General features: G+C 67.4%; 23 protein-coding genes. 16 read left to right on the top strand and 7 right to left on the bottom strand.

Translation table 11 applies throughout. The features are described 5' to 3' along the window. Nucleotides 1–346: 346 nt before the first annotated feature. Nucleotides 347–1228 (top strand): Dyp-type peroxidase, encoded by an 882-nt coding sequence (locus U5A56_RS31500; RefSeq protein WP_321926371.1) that lies wholly within the window; start codon nucleotides 347–349, stop codon nucleotides 1226–1228. A 100-nt stretch (nucleotides 1229–1328) separates the two neighbouring features. On the opposite strand, the gene U5A56_RS31495 is transcribed toward U5A56_RS31500, so the two are convergent. Both U5A56_RS31495 and U5A56_RS31490 read right to left on the bottom strand, forming a co-directional pair. Next, nucleotides 1329–1730 carry an OsmC family protein gene (locus U5A56_RS31495; protein WP_044846620.1) on the bottom strand — a complete coding sequence of 134 codons (402 nt, stop codon included), beginning with the start codon at nucleotides 1728–1730 and terminating at the stop codon, nucleotides 1329–1331. A gap of 118 nt (nucleotides 1731–1848) precedes the next feature. Continuing rightward, nucleotides 1849–2769, bottom strand: coding sequence for a LysR family transcriptional regulator (locus U5A56_RS31490; protein WP_321926369.1), 921 nt, complete (start codon nucleotides 2767–2769; stop codon nucleotides 1849–1851). Between the two features lie 479 nt (nucleotides 2770–3248). Here U5A56_RS31490 and U5A56_RS31485 point away from each other — a divergent pair, with 479 nt between their 5' ends. The 6 genes from U5A56_RS31485 to U5A56_RS31460 all read left to right on the top strand — a co-directional run bounded on the left by U5A56_RS31485 (nucleotide 3249) and on the right by U5A56_RS31460 (nucleotide 9234). Next, entirely contained in the window at nucleotides 3249–4322 is a 1074-nt protein-coding gene (locus U5A56_RS31485; protein ID WP_321926367.1) for a helix-turn-helix domain-containing protein, read from the top strand. Beyond that, nucleotides 4271–5587 carry an Nramp family divalent metal transporter gene (locus U5A56_RS31480; RefSeq protein WP_044846617.1) on the top strand — a complete coding sequence of 439 codons (1317 nt, stop codon included), beginning with the start codon at nucleotides 4271–4273 and terminating at the stop codon, nucleotides 5585–5587. The genes U5A56_RS31485 and U5A56_RS31480 overlap by 52 nt, the downstream gene beginning before the upstream one ends. Before the next feature lie 80 nt (nucleotides 5588–5667). Next, the gene (locus tag U5A56_RS31475) at nucleotides 5668–6255 is read left to right on the top strand and encodes a phosphatase PAP2 family protein (RefSeq protein WP_044846616.1); all 588 of its coding nucleotides are present in this window, start codon (nucleotides 5668–5670) and stop codon (nucleotides 6253–6255) included. 463 nt (nucleotides 6256–6718) lie between these two features. Continuing rightward, a complete protein-coding gene (locus U5A56_RS31470; protein WP_321809759.1) occupies nucleotides 6719–7507 on the top strand; it encodes an SDR family oxidoreductase in 789 nt (262 codons plus the stop codon). Nucleotides 7508–7541: 34 nt separating this feature from the next. Then, nucleotides 7542–8558, top strand: a complete 1017-nt coding sequence (locus tag U5A56_RS31465; RefSeq protein ID WP_321809760.1) for an NADP-dependent oxidoreductase — start codon at nucleotides 7542–7544, stop codon at nucleotides 8556–8558. 172 nt (nucleotides 8559–8730) lie between these two features. Continuing rightward, a complete protein-coding gene (locus tag U5A56_RS31460; protein ID WP_415749246.1) occupies nucleotides 8731–9234 on the top strand; it encodes a thioesterase in 504 nt (167 codons plus the stop codon). Nucleotides 9235–9243: 9 nt separating this feature from the next. On the opposite strand, the gene U5A56_RS31455 is transcribed toward U5A56_RS31460, so the two are convergent. The 4 genes from U5A56_RS31455 to U5A56_RS31440 form a co-directional block, all read right to left on the bottom strand. Next, on the bottom strand, nucleotides 9244–10296 hold the full coding sequence (locus U5A56_RS31455; RefSeq protein ID WP_044846613.1) for an AI-2E family transporter: 1053 nt from the start codon (nucleotides 10294–10296) through the stop codon (nucleotides 9244–9246). Nucleotides 10297–10527: 231 nt separating this feature from the next. Then, nucleotides 10528–11112, bottom strand: coding sequence for a YSC84-related protein (locus U5A56_RS31450; protein ID WP_044846612.1), 585 nt, complete (start codon nucleotides 11110–11112; stop codon nucleotides 10528–10530). Nucleotides 11113–11163: 51 nt separating this feature from the next. After that, nucleotides 11164–11550 (bottom strand): DUF883 family protein, encoded by a 387-nt coding sequence (locus U5A56_RS31445; RefSeq protein WP_044846611.1) that lies wholly within the window; start codon nucleotides 11548–11550, stop codon nucleotides 11164–11166. A gap of 338 nt (nucleotides 11551–11888) precedes the next feature. Continuing rightward, entirely contained in the window at nucleotides 11889–13814 is a 1926-nt protein-coding gene (locus U5A56_RS31440; RefSeq protein WP_321926363.1) for an ExeM/NucH family extracellular endonuclease, read from the bottom strand. A 209-nt stretch (nucleotides 13815–14023) separates the two neighbouring features. Between U5A56_RS31440 and U5A56_RS31435 the strand changes: the two genes are divergently transcribed. The 8 genes from U5A56_RS31435 to U5A56_RS31400 all read left to right on the top strand — a co-directional run bounded on the left by U5A56_RS31435 (nucleotide 14024) and on the right by U5A56_RS31400 (nucleotide 21173). Further along, nucleotides 14024–14377 (top strand): YciI family protein, encoded by a 354-nt coding sequence (locus U5A56_RS31435; protein WP_257770625.1) that lies wholly within the window; start codon nucleotides 14024–14026, stop codon nucleotides 14375–14377. A gap of 125 nt (nucleotides 14378–14502) precedes the next feature. Then, a complete protein-coding gene (locus U5A56_RS31430; protein WP_044846609.1) occupies nucleotides 14503–14922 on the top strand; it encodes a YciI family protein in 420 nt (139 codons plus the stop codon). A 35-nt stretch (nucleotides 14923–14957) separates the two neighbouring features. After that, complete coding sequence (locus U5A56_RS31425; RefSeq protein WP_124486469.1) at nucleotides 14958–15374, top strand: VOC family protein; 417 nt, start codon at nucleotides 14958–14960, stop codon at nucleotides 15372–15374. Further along, nucleotides 15371–16639, top strand: a complete 1269-nt coding sequence (locus tag U5A56_RS31420; RefSeq protein ID WP_321926360.1) for an RNA polymerase sigma factor — start codon at nucleotides 15371–15373, stop codon at nucleotides 16637–16639. The genes U5A56_RS31425 and U5A56_RS31420 overlap by 4 nt, the downstream gene beginning before the upstream one ends. A gap of 348 nt (nucleotides 16640–16987) precedes the next feature. Beyond that, on the top strand, nucleotides 16988–17410 hold the full coding sequence (locus tag U5A56_RS31415; RefSeq protein WP_040140994.1) for a rubrerythrin family protein: 423 nt from the start codon (nucleotides 16988–16990) through the stop codon (nucleotides 17408–17410). Between the two features lie 125 nt (nucleotides 17411–17535). Continuing rightward, nucleotides 17536–18873, top strand: a complete 1338-nt coding sequence (locus U5A56_RS31410; RefSeq protein ID WP_124486467.1) for a heterodisulfide reductase-related iron-sulfur binding cluster — start codon at nucleotides 17536–17538, stop codon at nucleotides 18871–18873. Nucleotides 18874–18917: 44 nt separating this feature from the next. Beyond that, a complete protein-coding gene (locus U5A56_RS31405; RefSeq protein ID WP_124486466.1) occupies nucleotides 18918–19499 on the top strand; it encodes a DUF3501 family protein in 582 nt (193 codons plus the stop codon). A 732-nt stretch (nucleotides 19500–20231) separates the two neighbouring features. Further along, nucleotides 20232–21173, top strand: a complete 942-nt coding sequence (locus tag U5A56_RS31400) for a transposase (RefSeq protein WP_044846605.1) — start codon at nucleotides 20232–20234, stop codon at nucleotides 21171–21173. Between the two features lie 129 nt (nucleotides 21174–21302). On the opposite strand, the gene U5A56_RS31395 is transcribed toward U5A56_RS31400, so the two are convergent. Further along, the gene (locus tag U5A56_RS31395) at nucleotides 21303–22829 is read right to left on the bottom strand and encodes a mannose-1-phosphate guanylyltransferase/mannose-6-phosphate isomerase (RefSeq protein WP_321926357.1); all 1527 of its coding nucleotides are present in this window, start codon (nucleotides 22827–22829) and stop codon (nucleotides 21303–21305) included. 426 nt (nucleotides 22830–23255) lie between these two features. Here U5A56_RS31395 and U5A56_RS31390 point away from each other — a divergent pair, with 426 nt between their 5' ends. Beyond that, nucleotides 23256–24629: an undecaprenyl-phosphate glucose phosphotransferase gene (locus tag U5A56_RS31390; protein WP_044846628.1), complete on the top strand. Its 1374-nt coding sequence runs from the start codon at nucleotides 23256–23258 to the stop codon at nucleotides 24627–24629. The last annotated feature ends 66 nt before the right edge of the window (nucleotides 24630–24695 follow it).

The following is a 24695-nucleotide window of genomic DNA, read 5'->3' as shown; positions in this document are numbered from 1 at the left end:
ACCCGGAAGCCGGCGCGGACGACGGGCTGGATCAGCCGCGTCGTGGGACCACGTTCGGGAAGGTTGCTGGCATTCGGAACATCTGCACCCCCCTGAAGTGAACGGTTGAAAGGACGCCGAAAAAGACGTGAAGGAATTTTATCAGCAGAGCCGGACGCGCCGCAACGTCTGACGAATGCGGCGTTGCAGCAGCGATGCGGTTAGTATTCGGGGTTTTGGCCCTCTTTCGTGCGTGTTCCGCGGTGCGGTGCCGCACGGGGCGGCGGGCGGCATCGATTACACTCTGCCGTTGCGCGCCGGCCGCTGCGGCCCCGCGGATTCACCCCGATACACTCCTGAGGAAACGATGAGCGACGTTCAGCAAGGCATCCTGGCTCCGATCGACACGGCGGCCCGATACCTCACTTTCACGATTTCGAACAACGTCAATGTGGCCGCGGCGCTCGCGGCATTGCGCGAGCTCGTCGACGGGCGCGACACGGTCGCAGGCTTCGGGCACGCGCTGGCCGCGCATCTCGGCCGCCCGGTTCCGGGGCTCACCGAATACCCGGCGTTCGCGGTGAACGACCGTACGCTGCCGATCACGCCGGCCGACGTCTGGGTCTGGCTGCGCGGCGACGATCGCGGCGCACTCGTGCTGCGCGCACGGGCGATCGAGCGGGCGCTCGCGCCGGCGTTCGTGCTGCAGGACGCGGTCGACGGGTTCCGCTATTCGAACGATCGCGACCTGTCGGGTTACGAGGACGGCACCGAGAACCCGACCGGCGACGACGCGCTGGCCGCGGCGGTCGTCACGGGGCAGGGCGCGGGGCTCGACGGTTCGAGCTTCGTCGCGGTTCAGCAATGGGTGCACGACTTCGACCAGATGGAGCGCATTGCGTCGGGCGACATGGATCACATCATCGGCCGCCGCCGCTCGGACAACGAGGAGCTCGACGACGCGCCCGAGTTCGCGCACGTGAAGCGCACCGCGCAGGAGAGCTTCGAGCCGGAGGCATTCATGCTGCGCCGTTCGTCGCCGTGGTCCGATGCGCGCCGCGCGGGGCTCTACTTCGTCGCGTTCGGCTGTTCGTTCCGCGCGTTCGACGTGCAGATGCGCCGGATGAGCGGCGCGGACGACGGCATCGTCGACGGCCTGTTCCGCTTCACGCGACCGCTGACGGGCGCGTATTTCTGGTGCCCGCCGGTGAAGGACGGCAAGCTGGACCTGTCCGCGCTCGGACTCTGAGCGCCGGACGACATCCGCAAACGGGCGGGCCGCGCATCGCGCGCGGCCCGCCCGTTTTCTATGTGACGCGTCGATCGCGTGCGGCGCGGTACGCCGCCCGTCAGTTCAGCGTCGTTTCGATGCGTGTGCCGCGCTTGATGAACAGCGTCACCGGCGTCTTCTCGCAGATTTCCGCGAGCCGCTGGCGCTGCGCATCGTCGAGCGGGCCGTCGAGCGTCACGACGCGGCGCACGTATTGCTGCCCTTCACGATCGGCATGCAGTTCGGTGCGCACGTCGATGCGCGTGGCCGGCCACGTCTTGCGCTGCATGTACATGCGCAGCGTCGCGGCCGTGCATTGCGCGAGCCCGGCCAGCACGAACTCGAACGGCGCCGGCCCGAGGCCCTGTCCGCCTTCGCGCGGCGCTTCGTCGCCGGTCAGCGCGTGCGTGCCGGCCTGCAGCTGGACGACGTAGTCGGGCGCGTCGGCGGCGAGGGTGGCGGCAGCGTGGATGAGCGGCATGGCAAGTCTCCGGTAAGCGGGAAAGAGGCGGCCGCGACGATGCGCGGCGTGCGAGCCGTCAGCATACCGTCTCGACGAAAAACGCGGGCGCTACGCGCGTCGCCGGGGCTCGCCGGGATCAGCCGGCGACGCCGGCACTCCGGCGCACGAGCGCGGCGACGCGTTCGCGCACCCACTGGTGCGCGCGGTCGGTCTCGCGCGACTCGTGCCAGTACGCGAGCAGCGGAAACGGCTTGAGCCGCAGCGGCAGCGGCTGCACGGCGATCGGCAGCATCGCCGCCATGCGCAGCGCATACGTGCGCGGCAGCGTCAGCAGCAGGTCGCCTGCCGCGGCGATCTGGCAGGCGGCGAAGTAATGCTGGCAGACGAGCTGGATGTGACGGAAGCGCCCGTCGTTGCCGAGCAGCACGTCGAGCGATTGCGGTTCGCCGAGCGACGACACCGCGACATGCCGCGCGGAGAAATAGTCGCTGCGCCGCAGCGGACCGCCGGTCGACGGATGATCGTGCCGCATCGCGACGACGAGCGAATCGTCGAGCAGGTGCTCGGTCACGATGCGCGGGCCGGTCTGCACGCGTCGATCGACAGCCAGATCGAGATTGCCCGACGCGAGTTCGCGTTCGATGTCGTGCACCGCGACGCGGCGGCTCACGAATCGCAGGCCCGGCGCTGCGCCGGCGAACGCGGCGACGATCTGCGGCAGCGCGATCGATTCGAGCACGTCGCGAATGCCGACCGCGATGCTCAGGTCGAGCGTCGCCGGGTCGAATGCCGCCGGGTCGCGCGCGGCGCGCTGCAGGCCGGCGAGGTGAAGCTGCACGTCCGCGATGATCGCGCGCGTGCGCTCGGTCGGCACGACGCGGTTGCCCTGGCGCACGAACAGCGGGTCGTCGAAATGCGCGCGCAGCCGGTTGAGCGCATGCGTGACGGCCGGCTGCGTCAGGTGCAGCGCACGGGCGGCCGCGCCGATGCCGCCGTGCACGTAGACCGCATCGAGCACGCGGAACAGGTTCAGGTCGAGACGATGGTCGGCAGGCACGGACGAAGGCGGCGTGGTGGGCAGTGGGGCGATTCTAATGGATGCGCGAACAACGGAACGCGGGTGCGCGTTGTACAGGCGACCGATGCCGTCCGATGCATGCCGATGACGATCGTCCCGCTACGCGAGCGTGCGTGGAGCCGATGCGCGATGCGAGGCAGGCCTCACGATGCGAGTCCGCCCGTCGACACGCGCATTTCCGCGCGGCCAGATCATCGGTCGGCGATAGCCTGTAAAAATCCGCCATCATGCTGTCCCGGTCGGCCATTTCGTGACAAAGAGACGACCCGTTCGGCTAGTTCGGCTAAGATGCCGTCGCTTCATATTTCGAGATAGCCGTCCCTGTCGCACGTGTTCAAACCAAATATAAGCCTGACAGTTCGACGGCAATTAAAAGAAGTCGAAACAGTCCGGGGGCTTGGCCAGTGGAAGCAGCAGATCAGAGGTGGGTCGTAATCTATTTGAGTACGGGGTTTTCCTTGGCCGAGGCCGCGCGTCTGAGCGAGGCCTTCAACCTGGCGAATCGCCTGAACGCGTTCAATGCGGATTACCAGCTGAAGTACGTATCCGAAAACGGGGGCTTGCTGCAGTCGTCGTCCGGTGTGCAGATCGCCGCCGACTCGCTCGGCGACGAGCATGGCCATCGTGCACACGCGTTCTTTCATCTTCATGGTGAGCGCGCGTCGATCAACTGGAACGATGCGTTGCGGCGCCGCCTGAGCGACATCCGCCGCCATGCGCGCTGGATCGTCGATGCGATGGGCCTGTCGACGCTCGCCGCGTCGCAGCGGCAGACGGAAGTCGATCGCCCGCGAACCGATCGCACCCGCGGTGCGGCGGCCACGATCGAACTGCAGGCCGGCGAGGCCGACGTGTTCGCGACCGTGCTCGACATGTTCCGCGCCGATCTCGGCGACAGCGCCGCACAGGAGATCGCCAGCAACCTGATGCAGCCGGTCGAGCAGCGCTATGCGCAGTCGATGTGGGCGTTTCGCGAACTGAGCGCGAGCCCGTCGATCCGGATGTCGGTGCAGCGGCTGCGCGCGCAGAGCGCGAACCGCATTTCGGTTGCGGAAGTCGCGCAGACGGTCGCGATGAGCGAGCGCAATTTCCTGCGGCGCTTCAAGAAGGAAATCGGCGTGACGCCGACCGAGTTCGTGCAGCACGTGCGGCTCGAGCGCGCCTGCCACATGCTGGTCCACACGACGCTGCCGGCCGACAAGGTCGCGCGGCGCACGGGCTTCGGCAGCGGCGAGCGTCTGGCCAAGCTGTTTCGCCAGCGCCTGCTGGTGTCGCCGACCGAATTTCGCGTCGCCGAGCGCGAGCGGATCCTGACGAACGGTGCCGCGACGCCGCACCCGCAGGCCGATCGGCAGCCCGCGCCGCGGCTCGCGACTGCCGACGGCGAGCGGGCGAGCCGGGGTGTGCGCGGCGATGCGCGGGAGAAAGCGGGGCGGATGAACGTAAAATCACCGTGTCGCGATCACGATCCTCGGTTTCCATGCCCCTGCTTCCCACTACCGCCACAGCCCCCTTCTGCCCGTCGGAAGTAAAGGGCAGCATCACGATCGACGCCGGCGCGTCGCGCTGGATGAAGCTCAAGCGCTTCTTCGGCCCGGGCCTGCTGGTCGCGATCGGCTACATGGATCCCGGCAACTGGGCCACCGACATCCAGGCCGGCTCGCAATTCGGCTATTCGCTGCTGTGGGTCGTCGCGTTCTCGAGCCTCGCCGCGATCTTCCTGCAGATGCTCGCCGCGCGGCTCGGCCTCGTCGCGGGCAAGGATCTCGCGCAGGCCAGCTACGACCGCTATGGCACCTTCGGCCGCATCGTGCAGTGGGTGACCGCCGAGGTGTCGATCATCGCGTGCGACATCGCCGAAGTGCTCGGCTGCGCGCTCGCGTTCAAGCTGCTGCTCGGCGTGCCGCTCGCGTGGGGGATCGTGCTGACCGCGCTCGATACGGTGATCGTGCTCGGGTTGCAAGGCAAGGGCGTCCGGCAGATCGAGGCGATCGTGCTCGGATTGATCGCGACGATGGCGTTCTGCTTCGTCGCGCAGGTCGCGATCACGCCGCCCGACTGGCATGCGGTCGCGAAGGGGCTCGTGCCGGGCAATCCGGGCCATGACCGCAAGGACGCGATCGTGCTCGCGCTTGGCATCGTCGGCGCGACGATCATGCCGCACAACCTGTATCTGCATTCGTCGGTCGTGCAGACGCGCCATGTCGTCGGCGGCGCGCGCGGCCTGATCCGCGACACGCTCGCGCTGGTGCGCATCGACACCTGCGTGTCGCTGTTCGTCGCGATGCTCGTCAATGCGGCGATCCTGGTCGTCGCGGGCGCGGCGTTCCATGCGACCGGCCAGCACGACGTGACCGACATCGAACAGGCGTACCGGCTGATCACGCCGATCGCGGGCGGCGCGGCCGCGCTGCTGTTCGGCATCGCGCTGCTCGCGTCGGGGCAAAGCTCGACGCTGACCGGCACGATCGCCGGCCAGGTGATCATGGACGGCTTCCTGCATACGAAAATCCCGTGCTACCAGCGCCGGCTGATCACGCGCGGGCTCGCACTGGTGCCCGCGCTGATCGGCGTGCTGTGGCTCGGCGAAAACTCGGTCGGGCAACTGCTCGTCTGGAGCCAGGTGCTGCTGAGCCTGCAGCTGCCGTTCGCGATGTGGCCGCTGATCCGGTCGGTCAGCGATCGCAACACGATGGGCGAGCATGCGATCGGCCGAAGGATGCAGGCCGCCGCCTGGGTATTGTTTGCCGTCATCACCGGCACGAACCTGCTGCTGATCACGGGTGTCGCGGGCTGATACAGCTTGTCACAGGCTGAAACAGGCGCGTGGCGCGCCTGCGTTAAACTGCGCCTTTTGCCAGCCGTTCGACGTCCGTCATGTGGAGTGAAATCAGCAACATCGGCGATGCCGCGCTGACCTTGCCGGTCGCGCTGACCTGCGCCGTCTGGCTCGCGCTGTCCAACTGGCGGCTCGCGGTGCGCTGGATCGCGCTGCTCGCGGCCGGCATGAGCCTGGTCGGGGCGACCAAGATTCTCTATGCGGGCTGCGGTGTCGAGATCCCGCAGTTCGATTTCCGCGTGATCAGCGGCCATACGATGCTGTCGACGTCCGTGTGGACCGTCGCGCTGTCGATGCTGTGGCAGGCATTCCGTCCGGGCAAGGAGCCGGGCGTGGCGGCCGGTCTCGTCGTCGGCGCGCTGACGGGCGTCGCGCGTGTGTTCGACCATTCGCACACGGTCCCGGAAGTCGTCGTCGGCTGGCTGCTCGGCGCGCTGGTCGCGCTGGTGTTCCTGCGCGCCTACCGGCGGGCGCACAAGCGCGCGTTCTCGCCGCGCATCGCGGCCGTCTGCCTGCTCCTCGTGTCCGGCATCGCGTACGGGCATCGCGCACCGTTCCAGCAGATGATCGACACGCATTCCCCGCAGTTCTGCGCGTTCATGCGCACGTCCGGCGACGGGTTCTGAAGGCTGTTCGTTGCCGCGCATCGGTGCGCCGGTGCCGGATGCGGTGGTCGCCGCGGCGGTGGCCCCCCGAGTCCCGTCCCATTCCTTCTCGGTCATTGTCAAAAGCCGTTTCCCGGTCGTTATCGAGCCGACATCGGCGATGATCGGCCGTGCCGTGCCGTGCCGTGCCGCCGCGCCGTGCCGTGCCGTGCCCGCCCGCCCGCCCGCCCCGCCGCCCGCGGATCCGAAGGTCATGAGTGATGTCTATGACCGGGCATTACGAAGATTCATTTCATCGATTGGCGGCAATCGCGTACGCTGGCGTTCGTTCGAGCGGGGCCGGCAGCGGCCGGCCGCCGGATTCGTCCGGCGCGGTGCGGCCGGCTCGCTATACTCGCGCATACCGCGCGGCCGTCGGCCGGCGCACGGCAACCGCCGTCGCGGCACCGGTCCGCCGCGACGATTCACGACAGGAGCAGGTCCCATGACAATCGTTTCCCCGCGCCTCGCAGGCAAGTGCGCGTACATCACGGGCGCCGCCGGCGGCCTCGGCCGCGCGATCGCGCGCCGGATGGTCGAGCAGGGTGCGCGCGTGTTCCTGACCGACGTTGCCGACGCGGCGGTGCTCGATGCATTCGCCGACGAACTCAACGCGGGCCACGCGACGCCGGTCGCGTTTGCCGCGACGCAGGACGTCCGCGACGAAGCGCGCTGGCAAGCGCTGCTCGCGCAGGCGGTCGATGCGATGGGCGGGCTGTCGGTGCTCGTCAACAACGCAGGTGTCGGCTCGATCGGCTCGCCCGCGCAGATCGAACTGGACGAATGGCGGCGCGTGATGGCGGTCAACGTCGAGAGCATCGTGCTCGGCTGCAAGCATGCGCTGTCGTATCTGGCCGAGAGCCATCCCGCATCGATCATCAACATCTCGTCGGTGGCCGCGTTCAAGGTCGAGCCGGATTTCACCGCGTACAACGCGTCGAAGGCCGCGGTCGCGTCGCTGACGAAGTCGGTCGCGATCGACTGCGCGCGCCGCGAGCTCGACGTGCGCTGCAACTCGATTCACCCGGCGTTCATTCGCACGGGGATCGTCGAGCCGCTGTTCCAGTCGCTCGGCGAACGCGATGCGACGCGCAAGCTCGCACGCGGCATTCCGCTGCGCCGGCTCGGCGAACCGGACGACGTCGCGCATGCGGCCGTCTATCTGGCATCCGACGAAAGCCGCTTCGTGACGGCCGCCGAACTCGTGATCGACGGCGGCATGTGCGCGGTCTGACGCGCATCGATAAACACAACCGGAGGAGAACATCGTGTCGACACCCGTGAACCGCCAGCTGCTGCTGAAGACACGCCCGGAAGGGCGGGTCGGCCGCGAACACTTTTCGTTCGTCGAAACGCCGGTGCCGGCGCTCGCCGACGGCGAAGTGCTCGTGCGCGTGCTGTATCTGTCGATGGATCCGACCAACCGCGTGTGGATGAGCGACGTGCCGCAATACCTGCCGCCCGTCGCGATCGGCGAAGTGATGCGTGCGCTCGGCATCGGGCGCGTGGTCGCGTCGCGCCACGCGGGGTTCGCGCAAGGCGATCTCGTGCAGGGGCTGCTCGGCTGGCAGGACTATGCGCGGGTGCCGGCCGACCAGGCCGCGCAACTCGTGAAGCTGCCCGCGCAGTCGGGCCTGCCGCTGCCGACGCTGCTCGGCGCGTGCGGAATGAGCGGCCTGACCGCGTACTACGGGCTGACCGACATCGCGCCGGTGCAGCCCGGCGAGACGCTCGTCGTGTCGGCGGCGGCCGGGTCGGTCGGCTCGATCGCCGGCCAGATCGGCAAGATCCACGGTGCGCGCGTGGTGGGTATCGCGGGTGGCGCGGACAAGTGCCGCTACCTGACCGAGACGCTCGGCTTCGACGCGGCCGTCGACTACAAGGCCGACGATTTCCGTGAGCAGCTGAAGGCGGCGACGCCGGACGGCGTGCACGTGAACTTCGAGAACGTCGGCGGCGAGGTGATGCGCGCGGTGCTGTCGCGCATGGTGATCGGCGGGCGCGTCGCGCTGTGCGGCGTGATCTCGAACTACAACAGCGGCCGCGCGGCGGACGACGTCGGCGTGCTGATCTCGAAGCGGATCACGATGCGCGGCTTCCTGATCCTCGACTACCGCAAGAGCCGCGAAGCGGTGCAGACGCTCGCGGGATGGCTGCGCGACGGCCGGCTCAAGGCCGAGGAAACCGTCGCCGACGGGCTCGAAAACGCCCCCGACGTGCTGAACCGCCTGTTCGACGGCGACCATCGCGGCAAGCTCGTGCTGCGCGTCGATCCGGATGCATGAGCCGTCGCGCTCGCGCGCATTGAGTCCGAATATTCCGGTATCAGTTTAGGACTTGTCTCATATATTGTTCCGGTCGCTCTCCCTAAAGTAATTGCCGGCAAGCGGCGGCGTGACCTGCGCGTCACGCCGCCGTTTTCATTTGCGCGGCGAGAAGCGGGAAGGGAGGCGGAACATGCAGATGAAGACGACATGGGCGGCACCGACGGCGGCGCGCGATCGAACGAAGCGGCGCATCGGTGTCCGGGCGTGGATGGCGGCAGCGGGGATCGGTATCGCGCTCGCAGTGTCGAGCGCCGGTGCGGCCGGGCACGCGGGCGCGGCTGGCATCGTGCGCTTCACCGGCGCGCTCGTCGATCGGTACGACGTGACATTCGACACGCCGTCGCTCGGGGCGCCGGGCAGCGCGAGCGCGGCGGCACTCCGCTTCGATGCGCATGGCCGGCGCTTGCCCGGTGCGCATGTGGCGCTCGTGGGGCCGGACGGCCAGCCGCTTTCGCAGCCTGCGGGCGCGGCGGTTCGCGCAACCTGGCGCGATGCGCGCGACGATCGAGCCGTGCCGCTGGAAGCGGGGCGCGCGCATCGTGTCGGGCCGTATGGCGGCGTGCTGACGATCGCGGGGCCGGACATGGAAACGGGCGCCGTGGCGCCCGTCGTGATCAGGATTCGTCATCCGTGACGCGCGGCGTCATTCCCCCTGTTCGGCGCGCGCGTAGATGTCCCAGCTCGCCATGAACAGCGCGGCGACGAGCGGCCCGATCACGAAGCCGTTGATGCCGAACAGCGCCATCCCGCCGAGCGTCGAGATCAGCACGACCCAGTCGGGCATCTTCGTGTCCTTGCCGACGAGGATCGGGCGCAGCAGGTTGTCGACAAGGCCGATCACGCCGACGCAGAACGCGACGAGGATCACGCATTTCCAGATCGCGCCGATCGCGAGGAAGTAGAGCGCGGCGGGCACCCACACGAGGCTCGCGCCGATCGCCGGCAGGAGCGACAGGAACGCCATCAGCGCGCCCCACAGCACGACGCCCTCGATTCCGAGGATCCAGAAGATCAGGCCGCCGAGCGCGCCCTGCACGAGCGCGACCGCGATGTTGCCCTTCACGGTTGCGCGCACAACCGTCGTGAACTTCGCGAGCAGCAGGTTCTTGTGCTCTTCGTCGAGCGGCATCGCGCGGCGCACGCGGCGGCCGATCTCGCCGCCGTCGCGCAGCAGGAAGAACACCATGTACAGCATCACGCCGAAGCTGACGACGAACTGGAACGTGTTCTGGCCGATGCTGAGCGCCTGGGTCGCGGCGAACTGGCTGATCTGCGCGGCGCCGTCGGTCAGCTTCTTCTGGATGCCGGGGATGTTGGTCAGCCCGTATTTCTGCAGCAGGTTCTGGATCGACGTCGGCAGCGCATGAATGATGTCATGGAAGTACTGCGAATAATTCGGCTGCGCGCTCTTCAGTTCCTGGTACACGTACGCGATTTCCTGCACGAGCGTCGCCATGACGAACACGAGCGGCAGGATCACGATCAGGATGATCAGCGACATCGTCACGAGCGCGGCCAGGTTGCGCCGCTTGCCGAAGCGCGCGGCGAGCCAGCGCTGCACCGGCTGGAACAGGATCGCGAGAATGGTGCCCCAGAAGACGGCGCCGGAGAACGGCGCGAGTATCCAGCACAGTCCGACGGTGACCGCGAACAGCAGGAAATAGAAGAATTTTTGGTGATCGTGTCCGCTATCCATGGATGGTTCGCGCAGATTGATGCCTGGTTTGATTGAATTTCGTTGCCTCGGGCGCGATCGGCTCGCGAACGTCACGGATGTCGCGGCGCAGCGCGGCAGGGCGGCCTGATCGGCAGTATGCCCGCAAAGGTGCCGCCATCATACCCGCCGCGCGCGGCGCACGAGAAAACGCCGCGGCCGGGGCCGCGGCGTTGCCGGGAAGCGAACCGGCCCGGGGGCCGTGCCGCATCGTCAGATGTGGAGCCGGGTGACCTTGGTGCCGCTGACCGACAGATCGCCCATCAGGCCCGCGTTGGTCAGCACCAGCACCTCGACCGGTGCGGTGGCCGTGTTGGAGTCGATCGCGCCGTTCGCGCCCATCTTCACGACCGCGACGGAGGCGTCGGCGCCGGCCGACCAGCCTTCGGACTTGCGGAACGAGTCGAGCGCATCCTGCGTCATGAACAGGAACACGATCGCCTTCGATTGCGCACCGGCCTGCAGGCCGACCGACAGCGACGACGTGTTGTAGTAGCCGACGGTGCTGCCGCCGACGCGCAGCGCGCCGTTGCCGGACTGGCCGCCGACGATGAGGCCGGCCTGCAGCACGTTCGGGAACACGAGCACGCCGCGCGATTTCGCGACGAGTTCACGCGAGCCCGGCACCGTCGAATAGAGGCGCGATATCGTCGCGTTCACGCTCGCGTCGATCGACTCGCGTTTCGACGCGCTGGCCGATGCGTTGTCGGGTTTGTTGGGGGTGGTGGTGCAGCCGGCAAGTGCGAGACTGCCGAGCATGACGGCGGCGGCGGCTTTCAGGACGAGGGACTTCTGCATGGCGTTTCTCCTTCGTTGTCGGGTTGAGGACGGACGGGGTGATCGCCCCGTTCAACGGCGGGAAAGGAGCAGGCCGGCGACGAACGCGAGGCCCGCGACGACACCTGCGGTCTGCCATGGATTGTCGTGCACGGCTTGCGATACGCGTTCGGCCGAATCGCGCAGCCGCGCGACCGCGGTGCCCGACGCGTAGTCGAGCGTGCTGCGCGCTTCGTCGAGCCGCGCCTGCACGCGCTTGCGCAGCGCGGCGATATCGCCGTCGCCGTCGTTCTTCAGCAGGTCTTCCAGTTCATCGACCAGCCCGCGCAGATCGTCGGACACGTCCGCATGCAGGTCGCGAGCCGCCGAGCGCGTCGTGCGTCCCACGCGCCGGCCGGTGCGACGGATGTCGGACAGGCCGCGGTCCAGCTTGTGTTCGATCGAGTCGGTGAGCGCCATGGTGTTTATCCTCCTTCGATTTGATTTGCAGGCTAATTTGAAGATAAGACGAATCCCAGCAACCAATGTGATTCACATCAGCCAATTGAGTTTCGAGACAAATTTTCAATTCGCCGGCAAATTTCCCGGAAAGCCCCGCGCAATGGGGCGGGGCGGCGGTTGAAAAAATTTCGCGCTTCGGGGCGAAGCGACCAGCAAGCCGTTGGCGCGACGTGAAAGTCCGGTAAATATGGCGTCGCCCGATGCGCCAGGTAAATAGTGCCGTTGCACGCATCATGCTGATGCAATTGCACTAATCGCCCGTCTCTCGGTGGAGCAGGGTTTGTGCCCGCGATGGCTCAGGTGGCGCCTTCGTCCGACGCGAGGTCGATGACGACGGGGTCGTGATCCGACGAGCGATAGGCATCGGGTGCGTAATAGGCCGCCCGTTGCGCCGCGGTTTTGTAATCGGGCACGGATTGCAGCGCGACCGGTTCGTCGGCATTGATGTGCCACGCATGCACGGCCTTCACGCGCGCGGCAAGCGGCGACGTGGCGAGTGCGTGGTCGAGGTTGCCCGCTTCGCCGCGGTATACGTAGCTGTAGCCGGCGTTGCCGGCGAAGCGGGCGACGAGGTTCGTGTAGCCGCGCGATTCGAGCGCGCGCAGCGGGTCTTCCTTCGCGTAGCTGTTCAGGTCGCCGATCAGCAGCACGCCGTCGGCCGGGGCGCCGGTCGGCGACGTGGCGAGCCGCGCGGCGATGCGTTCGGCCGCACGCGTGCGCGTCGCGTTCCAGCAGCCCTGGCCGTCCGACTGGTCGAGATCCGGGCCGCTCGCCCGTGGGCAGTTCTTCGATTTCAGGTGATTGACCGCGACCGTGAATGCGCGGGTGCCGCCGATGCGCCGGAACGTCTGCGCGAGCGGCGGGCGATTGCCGCCGTCGAGCGCGACGGTCGCGGCGCGCCCGACGGGTTCGATCGTCCGGCTGTCGTACAGCAGCGCGACCGCGATCGCATCGCGGCCGAGTCGCGCCGTGCCGGGGTCGACCGCGCGCCAGCCGTCGCCGAGCCGCGCCGCGAGACGCTGCACGGCGCTCGCGGGGCCGTGGCCGTTGTTCGCGATTTCCATCAGGCCGATCACGTCGGCGCGCAATGCACGCAGTGCGGCGACGATCTTCGCTTCCTGGCGGGCGAAGACGGCGGGCGTCTTCGCGCCGCGATTCGCCGGATCGTCGAAGCCGCCGCCGCTTCCGTCGCCGTTGAAATAGTTGAAGACGTTGAACGACGCGACCCGCACGTCGGCCTGCGGATGCCGCGGCGGTGCATCGGTCCGCGGATTCGATGCGGCGTCGAAGACCGGCGCCGACGCCGGCACGGGCTGCACTCGCCACGTGCCGTAGCGCTGCTCGAGCACACCTTCGACGCCGCGCACCGTGTAGCCCGCGCGCAGCGTGTTGGCGGCGCCCAGCGCAGGCGGCGGATAGCGGGCGGTCGCGGGGTTCACGCGGCTCGAACCGTCGTCGAGCACGATGCGGTTGCGGGCATTGGCCGCCGCCTGCGCGGCGGCGTCGGCCGGCGGCACCACGTGCGTCGGCATGTAGAGGCGACCGTGGCTGAGCACGATGCTGCCGTAGCGGCCGAGGTCGTAGGTATCGCTGACGGTCAGCGTTTGCGGAAAGCGCACGCGCATGCCTTCATGCGCGGCGAATACGGACTCGCTGTCGACCGGCAGCACGAGCGCGGCCGGCGTGACGGTCTGCCCGCGCGCGCAGACGGCCACGCGGCCCGACAGAGCCAGTTGCGTGCGGCCGTACTTCTGCTCGATCCTGCCGGTGACGTGCACGCGTTCGCCCGGGCGGACACGCGCGTGCGGCGCGTAGACGAACAGGCCTTCCGGGACGCCCGGCCGGTGGCGCCGCTGCGCATCCGCCTGCTGGACGAAGAATCCGCCGAAGCCGTCGGCGCCGCCGAATGCCGCGGTGACGATCGCTTCGATCGACGCGGTGCGCCCGGCCAGCGGCGACCGGCCGCCGGAATGCCGGAGGTCGGCGATCGCCGTCGTGGGGCCGCCGCAGTCCGCGCTGACCGGAGGCGCGGTGGCGGCGGTGGCGGCCGGCGCTGAAAGGGCAAATGCGGCAAACGAGGCAAATGAGGCAAACGAGGCAAATGAGGCAAACGAGGCAAACGAGGCAAACGAGGCAAACGAGGCAAACGAGGCAAACGAGGCAAGCGGGGCAAGCGGGGCGAGCGACGCGGCGAGCGCGAGCGGCGGCGGCAGGCGTGACATGGAGTGCTCCACAGGAAGAAAATTCGAAGGTTCGGGCAAGCATCTTGACGGCAAAATCGCGTGCTGCGTTCGAATTGGCCATCAGGCCAGTGTCGAACGGCCAACGATGACGGCCGGCCCGCCCGCGGCTGTTACGCTTCGCATCTGACGTGTCATTCCGGCCTGCGATCCGAACGCTTCTTGCGCACGGCCCCCCACTGGAGAGTTCCATGTCCTACATGCTGTTGATTGTCGAACCGACCGGCCAGCGCGCCGAACGCACGCTCGAGGAGGGGCAGGCGCTGTACGCGCGGATGGTCGATTTCGCGCAGACGCTGAAGGCGCGCGGCGTGCTGCGCGGCGTCGAGTCGCTCGAGCGCTCGGAGCGCGCGACGCGTGTGCAGGTGCGCGACGGCGAGACGCGCCTCGTCGACGGCCCGTTCGCCGAGGCGAAGGAAATGGTCGGCGGGTTCTTCATCGTCGACGTCGACACGCGCGACGAAGCGATCGCGATCGCGCGCCAGTGCCCGGCCGCGCAATGGTGCACGGTCGAAGTGCGCGCGGTCGGCCCGTGCTTCCTGTGACGGCCACGGCTCGGTGTTAACCCGGATTCGTCGCGCCGTACGTCGATCCGGCAGTCTGCCGCCCGTCGTAGGGATAAGGCGCCGATGAACGGACGCCCCTTTCCACCGATGACAAGGAGTGAACGATGCGATTCATGATCATGATCCGGGCGAACGCCGTCAGCGAATCCGACGCATTGCCGGACAACCGGCTGGTCGAGGCGATGACGGTCTATCACGAGGAGCTGGCCAAGGCCGGCGTGCTGCTCGATGCAAACGGCCTGCGGCCGAGCGCGCGCGGCTGGCGCGTGCGCTACTCAGGCGGCAAGGGCACGGTGGTCGACGGCCCGTTCGCGGAGACGAAGGAACTGATTGCCGGCTATACGCTGATCCAGGTGCGCTCGCGCGACGAGGCGCTCGAATGGACGCGCCGGTTTCCCGCGCCGTTCGGTGCGGAGATGGACTGCGAGATCGAGGTGCGGCCGCTGTTCGAACTCGACGACCTGACGCCCAGCGAGGCGGTCGAGCGGTTCCGCGAACTCAATGTCGGGCACGGCCACGCCTGACTCCACCCCAAGCCAATCTCACCGGAGCACCCGTCATGCACAAGATGGTTTTCATCAACCTTCCCGTGGCCGACCTGCCGCGCTCGAAGACGTTCTACCAGGCACTCGGTTTCGAAGTCGTGCCGGCCTATACCAACGATCAGGCTGCCTGCATCAAGATCAGCGACACGATTTTCGCGATGCTGCTCGTGCGGCCGTTTTTCCAGACCTTCACCGGCAAGACCATCGTCGATCCGGCGACGCAGGTGCAGGCGCTGTCGTGCCTGTCGTGCGACAGCCGCGCCGAGGTCGACGCGATCGTCGCGAAGGCGCTCGCGGCCGGCGGGTCCGCGCCGCAAGCGCCGCGCGAGTATCCGAACATGTACGGCCACGGGTTCGACGATCCGGACGGCCACGCATGGGAGCTGATGGCCATGCCGCTCGATGTGTCCGCCCAGGGGCAAGCGTCGTGACGCGTGAGGCGACTCACCGTGCGATCGAAGCGGTCTGGCGGATCGAGGCGCCCAAGATCATCGCGCGCGCCGCGCGCGTGGTGCGCGACGTCGGCGTGGCCGAGGAACTGGCGCAGGACACGCTCGTCGCGGCGCTCGAGCACTGGCCCGTCGACGGCGTGCCCGACAATCCGGCCGCGTGGCTGATGACGGCCGTGAAGCGGCGCGCGCTCGACCGGGTGCGGCAGGAGTCGCTGCATGCGGCGAAGCGCGACCAGCTCGGCCATGAAATGGACGCGCTCGAGGCGCACGTCGTACCCGACATCGCGGAGGCGCTCGCCGACGCGCGCGACGACGATATCGGCGACGACCTGCTGCGGCTGATCTTCACGTCGTGCCATCCGGTGCTGTCGACCGATGCGCGCGTCGCGCTGACGTTGCGGCTGCTCGGCGGGCTGACCACGAGCGAGATCGCGCGTGCGTTCCTGTCGCCCGAGCCGACGATCGCGCAGCGCATCGTGCGCGCGAAGCGCACGCTCGCGGCGGCGCGCGTGCCGTTCGAGGTGCCGGCCGCCGACGCGCGGCCCGCGCGGCTCGCGTCGGTGCTCGAAGTGATCTATCTCGTGTTCAACGAAGGCCATGCGGCGACCGCGGGCGACGACTGGACGCGCCCGGCGCTGTGCGACGAGGCGCTGCGTCTCGGCCGCGTGCTCGCCGGGCTCGTGCCGGACGAAAGCGAAGTGCTCGGGCTCGTCGCGCTGATGGAACTGCAGGCGTCGCGCATGCATGCGCGGACCGATGCGCAGGGGCGGCCCGTGCTGCTGCTCGACCAGGACCGCAGCCGCTGGGATCCGCTGCTGATCCGGCGCGGCCTCGCGGCGCTCGAGCGGGCGACGAAGCTCGGCGGCGTGCGCGGCCCGTATGCGCTGCAGGCCGCGCTGGCGGCGTGTCATGCACGCGCGCGGTACGCGTCGGATACGGACTGGGCGCAGATCGTCGCGCTGTACGACGCGCTCGCGGAAGTCGCGCCGTCGCCGGTCGTCGAGCTGAACCGTGCGGTGGCGGTGGGGATGGCGTTCGGGCCGGCCGCGGCGCTGGAAATCGTCGACGTGCTGCGCGACGATCCGGCGCTCGCGCGCTATCACTGGTTGCCGAGCGTGCGCGGCGACCTGCTTGCGAAGCTCGGCCGCGCCGACGAGGCGAAGGTCGAGTTCCGCCGCGCGGCGGAATTGACCCGCAACGAGCGCGAAAGGGAATTGCTGTTGAAGCGCGCGACGGATGCGTGACGCAGACGGGCGACGCCGGTGTGCGTACACCGCGCGTCGCATCGGACGCCGAACGCCGAACGCCGAACGCGGGCCGCCAAACGCCAGACGCCAGACGCAGAACGCAGAACGCAGAACGCAGAACGCAGAACGCCGAAGGAAACGCCCCCCAGCCAGCGCCCCGCCTCCACCCGTCCCTCATTCCCACTCCCCGCTATCGGACGGATTGAAAAAGCCTATTGGGGGATGCGAACGCCAGCGCCTAGATTAAAAGGCACGAAGCGTGCGTGTCCGGCGTACGCATCGTTCCCCATATCCATCATCGGCCCGGCTTCGCACGCGGCCGCGCCGACTCGAACGGAGGCGCACATGGCTCAACTCAAGGGCAGCAAGACCGAAGAGAATCTGAAGGCCGCATTCGCGGGCGAATCGCAAGCGAACCGGCGTTATCTGTATTTCGCTTCGAAGGCCGACGTCGAAGGCCAGAACGACGTCGCCGCGCTGTTCCGCTCGACTGCCGAAGGCGAAACGGGCCATGCGCACGGTCACCTCGAATACCTCGAAGCAGTCGGCGATCCGGCGACGGGTCTGCCGTTCGGCTCGTCGCGGCTGAACCTCGAATCGGCGATTGCCGGCGAGACGCACGAGTACACCGACATGTATCCGGGCATGGCGAAGACGGCGCGCGAAGAAGGCTTCGACGAAATCGCGAACTGGTTCGAGACGCTCGCGAAGGCCGAACGCAGCCACGCGAACCGCTATACGAAAGCGCTGGACGCACTCGTCGACTGACGCGGGCGTCGCCCCGAGGCCGCACGGCCCGGCCGGGCAGGTCCCGCGGCCGGCCGTGCGTTGATCGCTGCCCGCGCCGCGCGGGCGGCGCGTTCGCGCGCATGCGCGCCACGCTGGAGCGCCTCATGCCCCACAAGGAAGGCAGTCTCGAAGCCCCGACCCGGCATCCGCTCGACTGGCAGTCCGAAGCGTTCTACGACCAGGCCGCGATCGATGCGGAAATGACGCGCGTGTTCGACATCTGCGCCGGTTGCCGGCGCTGCGTGTCGCTGTGCGGCGCGTTTCCCGCGCTGTTCGATCTCGTCGACGACACGCCGACGGGCGACATCGAGGAAGTGCCGAAGGACGCGTTCGGCAAGGTCGTCGACCAGTGCTACCTGTGCGACCTCTGCTACATGACGAAATGCCCGTACGTGCCGCCGCATGCATGGAACGTCGACTTCCCGCACCTGATGCTGCGCGGCAAGGCCGCGCGCTACAAGCGCGGCGAAGCGCCGCTGCGCGACAAGGTGCTGTCGAACACCGACGCGCTCGGCCATTTCGCGGGTATTCCGATCGTCACGCAGACGGTGAACGCGGTCAATCGCACGCCGCCCGCGCGCCACGCGCTCGAAGCGGCGCTCGGCGTCGATCGCAACGCATGGCTGCCGGAGTTCGCGCCGCGCAAGTTCCGGCGCGCGGCGAAGCGCTCGGACGGCCCGCCGGTTCGCGACGGCGAACGCACGCCCGGCAAGGTCGCGATCTACGCGACGTGCTACGTGAACTTCAACGAGCCGGGCATCGGCCACGACCTGCTCGCGATCCTCGCGCACAACGAGATCCCGTACGAACTCGTCACGCGCGAAGCGTGCTGCGGGATGCCGCTGCTCGAGCAGGGCAATCTCGCGGGCGTCGCCGCGAAGAAGGCCGTGAACATGCCGGTGCTGGAGCGCTATGCGCGCGAAGGCTATGCGCTGATCGGCGCGATCCCGAGCTGCGTGCTGATGTACAAGAGCGAACTACCGCTGATGTTCCCCGGCGACGAAGCCGTGCGCGCGGTGGCCGATGCATTCTGGGATCCGTTCGAGTACGTGATCGCGCGGCATCGCGACGGTTTGCTCAAGACCGATTTCAAGCAGGGCCTCGGCACCGTGTCATATCACGTGCCGTGCCACGCGCGCGTGCAGAACATCGGCCGCAAGACGGCCGACACGCTGTCGCTCGTGCCCGATACGCGCGTGAACGTCGTCGAGCGCTGTTCGGGGCACGCGGGCACGTTCGGCGTGAAGAAGGCCTTCCATGCGGACGCGATGCGGATCGGCGCGCCGGTGTTCAAGGCGATGGCCGAACCGAAGCCGGATTTCGTGTCGTCGGACTGCGCGCTCGCTGGCCATCACATCGTGCAGGGCATCGACGAGAAAGGGTTGCCGGCCGCGCCGCTCGCGCATCCGCTGACGCTGCTGCGCCGCGCGTACGGCATCTGAACCGGCCGCTTCACGACGACATCGACGCTATCCGAGGACATCCCATGACGCTGACCCGCGACTCGCTGCTGACGCTCGAAGCGTACGCGAAGATCCGCAAGACCGAACACGCGCGGCTCGTCGCGCACAAGCGCCGCCGCGCGGTGGCGCTCGGCAACCATCTGCGCCTCCTGTTCGAGGACGAGACCACGATCCGCTACCAGATCCAGGAAATGCTGCACATCGAGAAGATCTTCGACGAGGCCGGCATCGAAGGCGAGCTGGAAGCCTATCTGCCGCTCGTGCCCGACGGCACCAACCTGAAGGCGACGCTGCAGATCGAATACGAGCACGAAGCCGAGCGGCGCGCGGCACTCGCGCGACTGATCGGCGTCGAGGATCGCGTGTACCTGCGGGTCGACGGGCACCCTGACGTCTATGCGATCGCCGACGAGGATCTCGACCGCGACAACGCGGAGAAGACCTCGGCCGTGCATTTCGTGCGCTTCGAACTGAGCGGGCCGATGCGCGCGGCGCTCAAGGACGGCGCGACGCTGTCGATCGGCTGCGATCACCCGGCGTATACGGTGTCGCCGCAACGCATCGCGGCGGACGTGGCCGCGTCGCTGGCCGGCGATCTGCGCTGACGTGCGGCCGGGCGGCGCGCTCCATATCGCGCAGATCGCACGTCGTCCGGTCGCGAAACGCGGCGCCCGACCGTCGCGCCCGCCGCCGCCGCCTGCCCATTACCGCCGAAGATGTAACAGACCCGTCGACGCTTGCATGCCGGGAAACAATGTGCATCGCCTGTCCGATCGCTTTCATTACTCGCCGAGAAACAATTAAAAGATTGTGCACGGAGAAATTTCGGTTCAAGGCAATTTGAATGATTTACCGATCCGTGAATATCTTGTTACGAAATTTTCCCTGATTTACCGATTTTGGCCGGGCATTCGCGGGGTGGTTGCCGGCAAGGGTCGGAACATGGCGGATCGCTTGCCGGGCGGGGTGCGTCCGCACCCCGCAGAGCCCCGCCAGACGGGGCTTCCCAGCGTTGCGCATAACGATCGCGTAAAAAAATTCAACGGTAAATGGATTGCGCATCCATGGCAGGTTGTTTCAGTGCGTAACATTAAGTCATTGTCATATTGAGATAAACCCTGAGGATGGTATGCTTCGTGCACAAAAATTCCCACATTGGAGTGAGACCGTGATTTGTGCGCCATTGCCGGGAATGGCGGCACCGTGAAAGTGCGGTGTCGCGCCGGCATGCACAACAATCGGATAACCATAATGTGCAACCGGGCCGCCCCGTGACGCGATGCGTGACGGCGGCGCCGACAATCGCAGCCCCGGCCTGGCTGTGTGGAGAAACAACTATGTTCTTCGATGAGCTTAACGATGAAGAGTGGTTTCGTCTTTCAACGCTGATCGCCGACGAGCCGATTCGGCTGAACCGTCGAGGCCGTCCACGCGCGGAACCGCGCGTCGTCGCCAACGCGGTCCTCTGGATCCTGACGACCGGTGAAGCGTGGTCCAAACTGCCCGGGCGCTATCCGTCCGGGCCGACGTGCCGCCGCCGCTACGAGGAGTGGCTCGCGAACGGCACGCTGCTGCAGATGATCGACGTGCTGACCCAGTTCAGCGGGCGCACGTTCGCGTATGTGCCGCCGCCGCCGGCGCCGGTCGCGCCGGCATGCCGTGCGGAACCGGCGCCCGACAACGACCGTCTGCGCGGCGTGTTCTGGCAGAACCCCGAGTCGTGGCAACTGCCGGTCGCGCACGCAAACGTTTGGGATGGCGAGGGCGCGACGCTGTCCGCGATGCCGAACGATGCAGCGCACGCGTCGTCCGGAGCGTCGTTCGCGGTCCCGGGCGCGCAGCCCGCGGGGCTGCGCCACGGGCGTCCGTCCGCCGCGAGCTTTGCCGCGGCCGAGCCGCAAGTCGATGAATACCGCGGCTATACGATCTGCGGCAGCGCGCAGCCGGTGCAGAACCTGATGTATCGCGCGTGGGCCGAGATCATGCAGGACGACCGGCGCGTCGAGCGCTCGGGCCTGATCGGCCCGCGCTTCACCGATGCGGAGGAAGCCGAGCAGTACGCGCTCGACTGGGCGCGTCAGTGGATCGATCGCCACGGTGCGAGCGACGAACCGGTGCGTGCGCCGCAAAGCGAGGTGCTGGCCGGCCTGTCCGCGCTGGCGCGGGCCGAGTCGGACATCAAGCGCTTCATCGCCGAGCGTCGCGCGGGCGCGCTGTCCGAGAGCCGCAACGACTCGGTGCAGCCGGACCGCCGCGAATACGCGTACCGTGTAGGTTGATCGTCGTCCGCACGAAAAGAAAACGCGCGGGCCGTCGTGTGTCACGGCGCCCGCGCGTTGTTTTTTGTCGCTTCCATTGCCCGTGATGCCGGGTGCACCGTTGCGACGGTGCACCCGGCAGGCATTGCGTCATTGGCGTCCGTAGGTATCGTCGAAGCGGACGATGTCGTCCTCGCCGAGATACGCGCCCGACTGCACTTCGATCAGCTCGAGCGGCATCTTGCCCGGGTTCTCGAGACGGTGCGACACGCCGAGCGGGATGTACGTCGATTCGTTCTCGGACAGCAGGAAGGTTTCGTCGCCGCGCGTGATGCGCGCGGTGCCGCGCACGACGATCCAGTGCTCGGCGCGATGGTGGTGCATCTGCAGCGACAGTCGCGCGCCCGGCTTCACGACGATGCGTTTGACCTGGAAGCGCTCGCCCGTGTCGACCGAGTCGTAGTGCCCCCACGGGCGATGGACCTTGCGGTGATCGGTCGCTTCCGCGCCGCGTTCGGCCTTGATGCGCCCGACGATTTTCTTCACGTCCTGCACGCAGGACTTGTCGGCGACGAGCACGGCGTCGGGCGTTTCGACGACGACGAGATTCTGTGTGCCGACACATGCGACGAGCCGGCTTTCCGAATGCGCGAAGGTCGATTCGGCATTCTCGAACAGCACGTGGCCGCGGCCGACGTTCTCGGCATCGTCCTTCGGCAGGATCTGCCAGATCGCGTCCCACGAACCGACGTCCGACCAGCCTGCGTCGAGCGGCACGACGACGCTTTCGCACAGCTGCGGCAGGTTCACGAGCCGCTCCATCACCGCGTAGTCGATCGAGTTCGACGGCGAGGATGCGAACGCGTCGCGGTCGACGCGGAAGAAGTCGCCGTCGTCCTTGCCGCGTGCGACGGCCTGCTCGCAGGCCGCGAGGATCTCGGGTTCGAGCTGGCGGATCGCGTTCAGCCACACCGATGCGCGCACGATGAAGATCCCGCTGTTCCACCAGTATTCGCCGGAGGCGACGTACTGCTGCGCGAGTTCGAGATGCGGCTTTTCGACGAAGCGGTCGAGACGGCGCACGTCGAGGTTGCCGGTGCCGGCATCGCCGAGCGGCGCGCCGACGCGGATGTAGCCGTAGCCCGTTTCGGCGCGGCCCGGCACGATGCCCATCGTCGCGATCTTGCCCTGGGCCGCGCAGTGCACGCCGGCCGCGACGGCCGCATGAAAGCGCGGCTGGTCGGCCACCGCGTGGTCGGCCGGCATCACGGTCATCACGGCATCGCCGCCGCCGGCGACGATCCGCAGCGCGGCGAGCGTCAGCGCGGGCGCGGTGTCGCGGCCAAGCGGCTCGAGCATGATCGACGCACGCTTGCCGGTCAGGCGCAGTTGCTCGGCGGTCGTGAAGCGGTGATCCTCGCCGCACACGATCAGCACCTCGTCGTTCAGCGGATGACCGGTCGCGAGGCCGTCGAGCCGCAGCGCGGTGGATTGCAGCAGCGAATGATCGCCGAGCAGGCCGATCAGCTGCTTCGGATAGTGTTCGCGCGACATCGGCCACAGACGCGTGCCCGAACCGCCGGCAAGGATCACCGGCTGCACCGCGACGCGCGTGCTGGCGTCGCTGGCGGCGGAAGAAGAAGGGCGCGTATCGGCTGCCACGGCCGGAGCATTCATGATGACACTCTCCTCGATTGAAGTCAGTGCCTGTTTGTAGCACGAAGTAAATCGACAATAAAACCGGGCGCTTTGCAAGATATTCGTCGCGCACGTATCCGGGAAAATTTTCCGCGATAGCATCCGATGCAAATAAAAAAATAAAAAATAATTCGGGTGAGCGCGCTGGAACCCTTTCCCGTAAAGGGATGCCGGGAACCGTAAAGTTTCCGAAAAAATCCCGATTCCCGATCGATTCGGGAAAACGTGCCGAATTAATTCGAGAATGTCGCGGCAAGAATTTCCGATTATTTTTCGAAATACTTGTGCGCTTGAGAAGGGATTTTCTTACCGCTTCAATAGCGTCATGCAACGTTTGAATCGAAGGTGCGGCACGGGCTGCACGAGGAGCTGTTCGGCAAACGCCTGTTCAAAGAGGAAGCGGACATGTTGAGCGTGCTGGCGAGAGTCATCGATATCGCGATGGTCGTGTTGGGGGCGTTGATCGCCGCCGCGCTGCACGGCGGCAGCATCTGGCTCAACGACTTGCAGCGCACGACGGTGCTGTTCGACTGCCTGCTGGTGGTCGTGTTCTTTCCTGCCATCGGCATCTACCAGTCGTGGCGTGGCAAGCGTCTCGTCGGGCTGGTCGGGCGCGTGGCGTTCGCGTGGCTGGTGGTCGAGCTCGCGGGCATCCTGATGAGCTTCAGCTTTCACCAGTCGGGCGACCTGTCGCGGCTGTGGCTGGGTTACTGGGCGGTCGTGACGATGGCGCTGCTCGCCGGCTCGAAGACCTGCGTGCACGTCGTGCTGCGACAACTGCGCCGCGGCGGCTACAACCTGAAGGCGGTCGCGATCGTCGGCGGCACGCCGGCGGCGCGGCGGCTGATCGCGCAGATGCGGGCGCGGCCGGAAGCGGGCTTCAACCCGGTGTGCGTATACGACGAAAGCGAAGCGCCGGGCGAAGTCGCGCTCGACGACGTGCGCATCGAGCGGCAGTTCGAATCGCTGGTGTGGCTGGTGCGCAGCCGCGCGATCAGCGAGCTGTGGCTCACGCTGCCGATCACGGAGGAGCGCCGGATTCACCAGATCGTGACGGTGTTCCGCCACGACTTCGTGAATATCCGTTTCATCCCGGACGTGCGCACGCTGTCGTTCTTCAACCAGGAAGTGGTCGAGGTGCTCGGCGTGCCGGCGATCAATCTCGCGGCGTCGCCGATCACCGACGTGCGGATCCTGCCGAAGTTCGTGTTCGACCGGCTGTTCGCGCTGGCGGCGCTCACGGCGCTCGCGCCGGTGATGGTGCTGATCGCGTGCCTGATCAAGCTCACGTCGCGCGGGCCGGTGTTCTTCCGCCAGAAGCGCAAGGGCATCGACGGGCACGAGTTCGAGATCTACAAGTTCCGCTCGATGAAAGTGCATCACGAAGTCGCGGGACAGGTCACGCAGGCGACCAAGCACGACACGCGCGTGACGCCGGTCGGGCGGTTCCTGCGCCGCACGAGCCTCGACGAACTGCCGCAGTTCATCAACGTGCTGAAGGGCGAGATGTCGGTCGTCGGCCCGCGGCCCCATGCGCTCGCGCACGACGACATCTACAAGGATCTGGTGAAGGGCTACATGTTCCGCTACCGGATCAAGCCGGGCATCACCGGCTGGGCACAGATCAACGGCTTTCGCGGCGAGACCGACCAGATCGAGAAGATGATGGGACGCGTGAAGCTCGATCTGTACTACATGCAGAACTGGTCGTTCTGGCTCGACATCAAGATCGTCGTGCTGACGCTCTGGAAAGGCTTCACCGGCAGCAACGCTTACTGACGCGCAACGCGCGCAGACACCCCGGTTTCACGAATTTCGAATCATTGGTCACGAGGTCCGACACAT

This window comes from Burkholderia sp. BCC1998 (assembly GCF_905339875.1).
Classification (GTDB): Bacteria; Pseudomonadota; Gammaproteobacteria; order Burkholderiales; family Burkholderiaceae; genus Burkholderia.
This window is presented reverse-complemented; position numbering and strand designations above follow the sequence as displayed.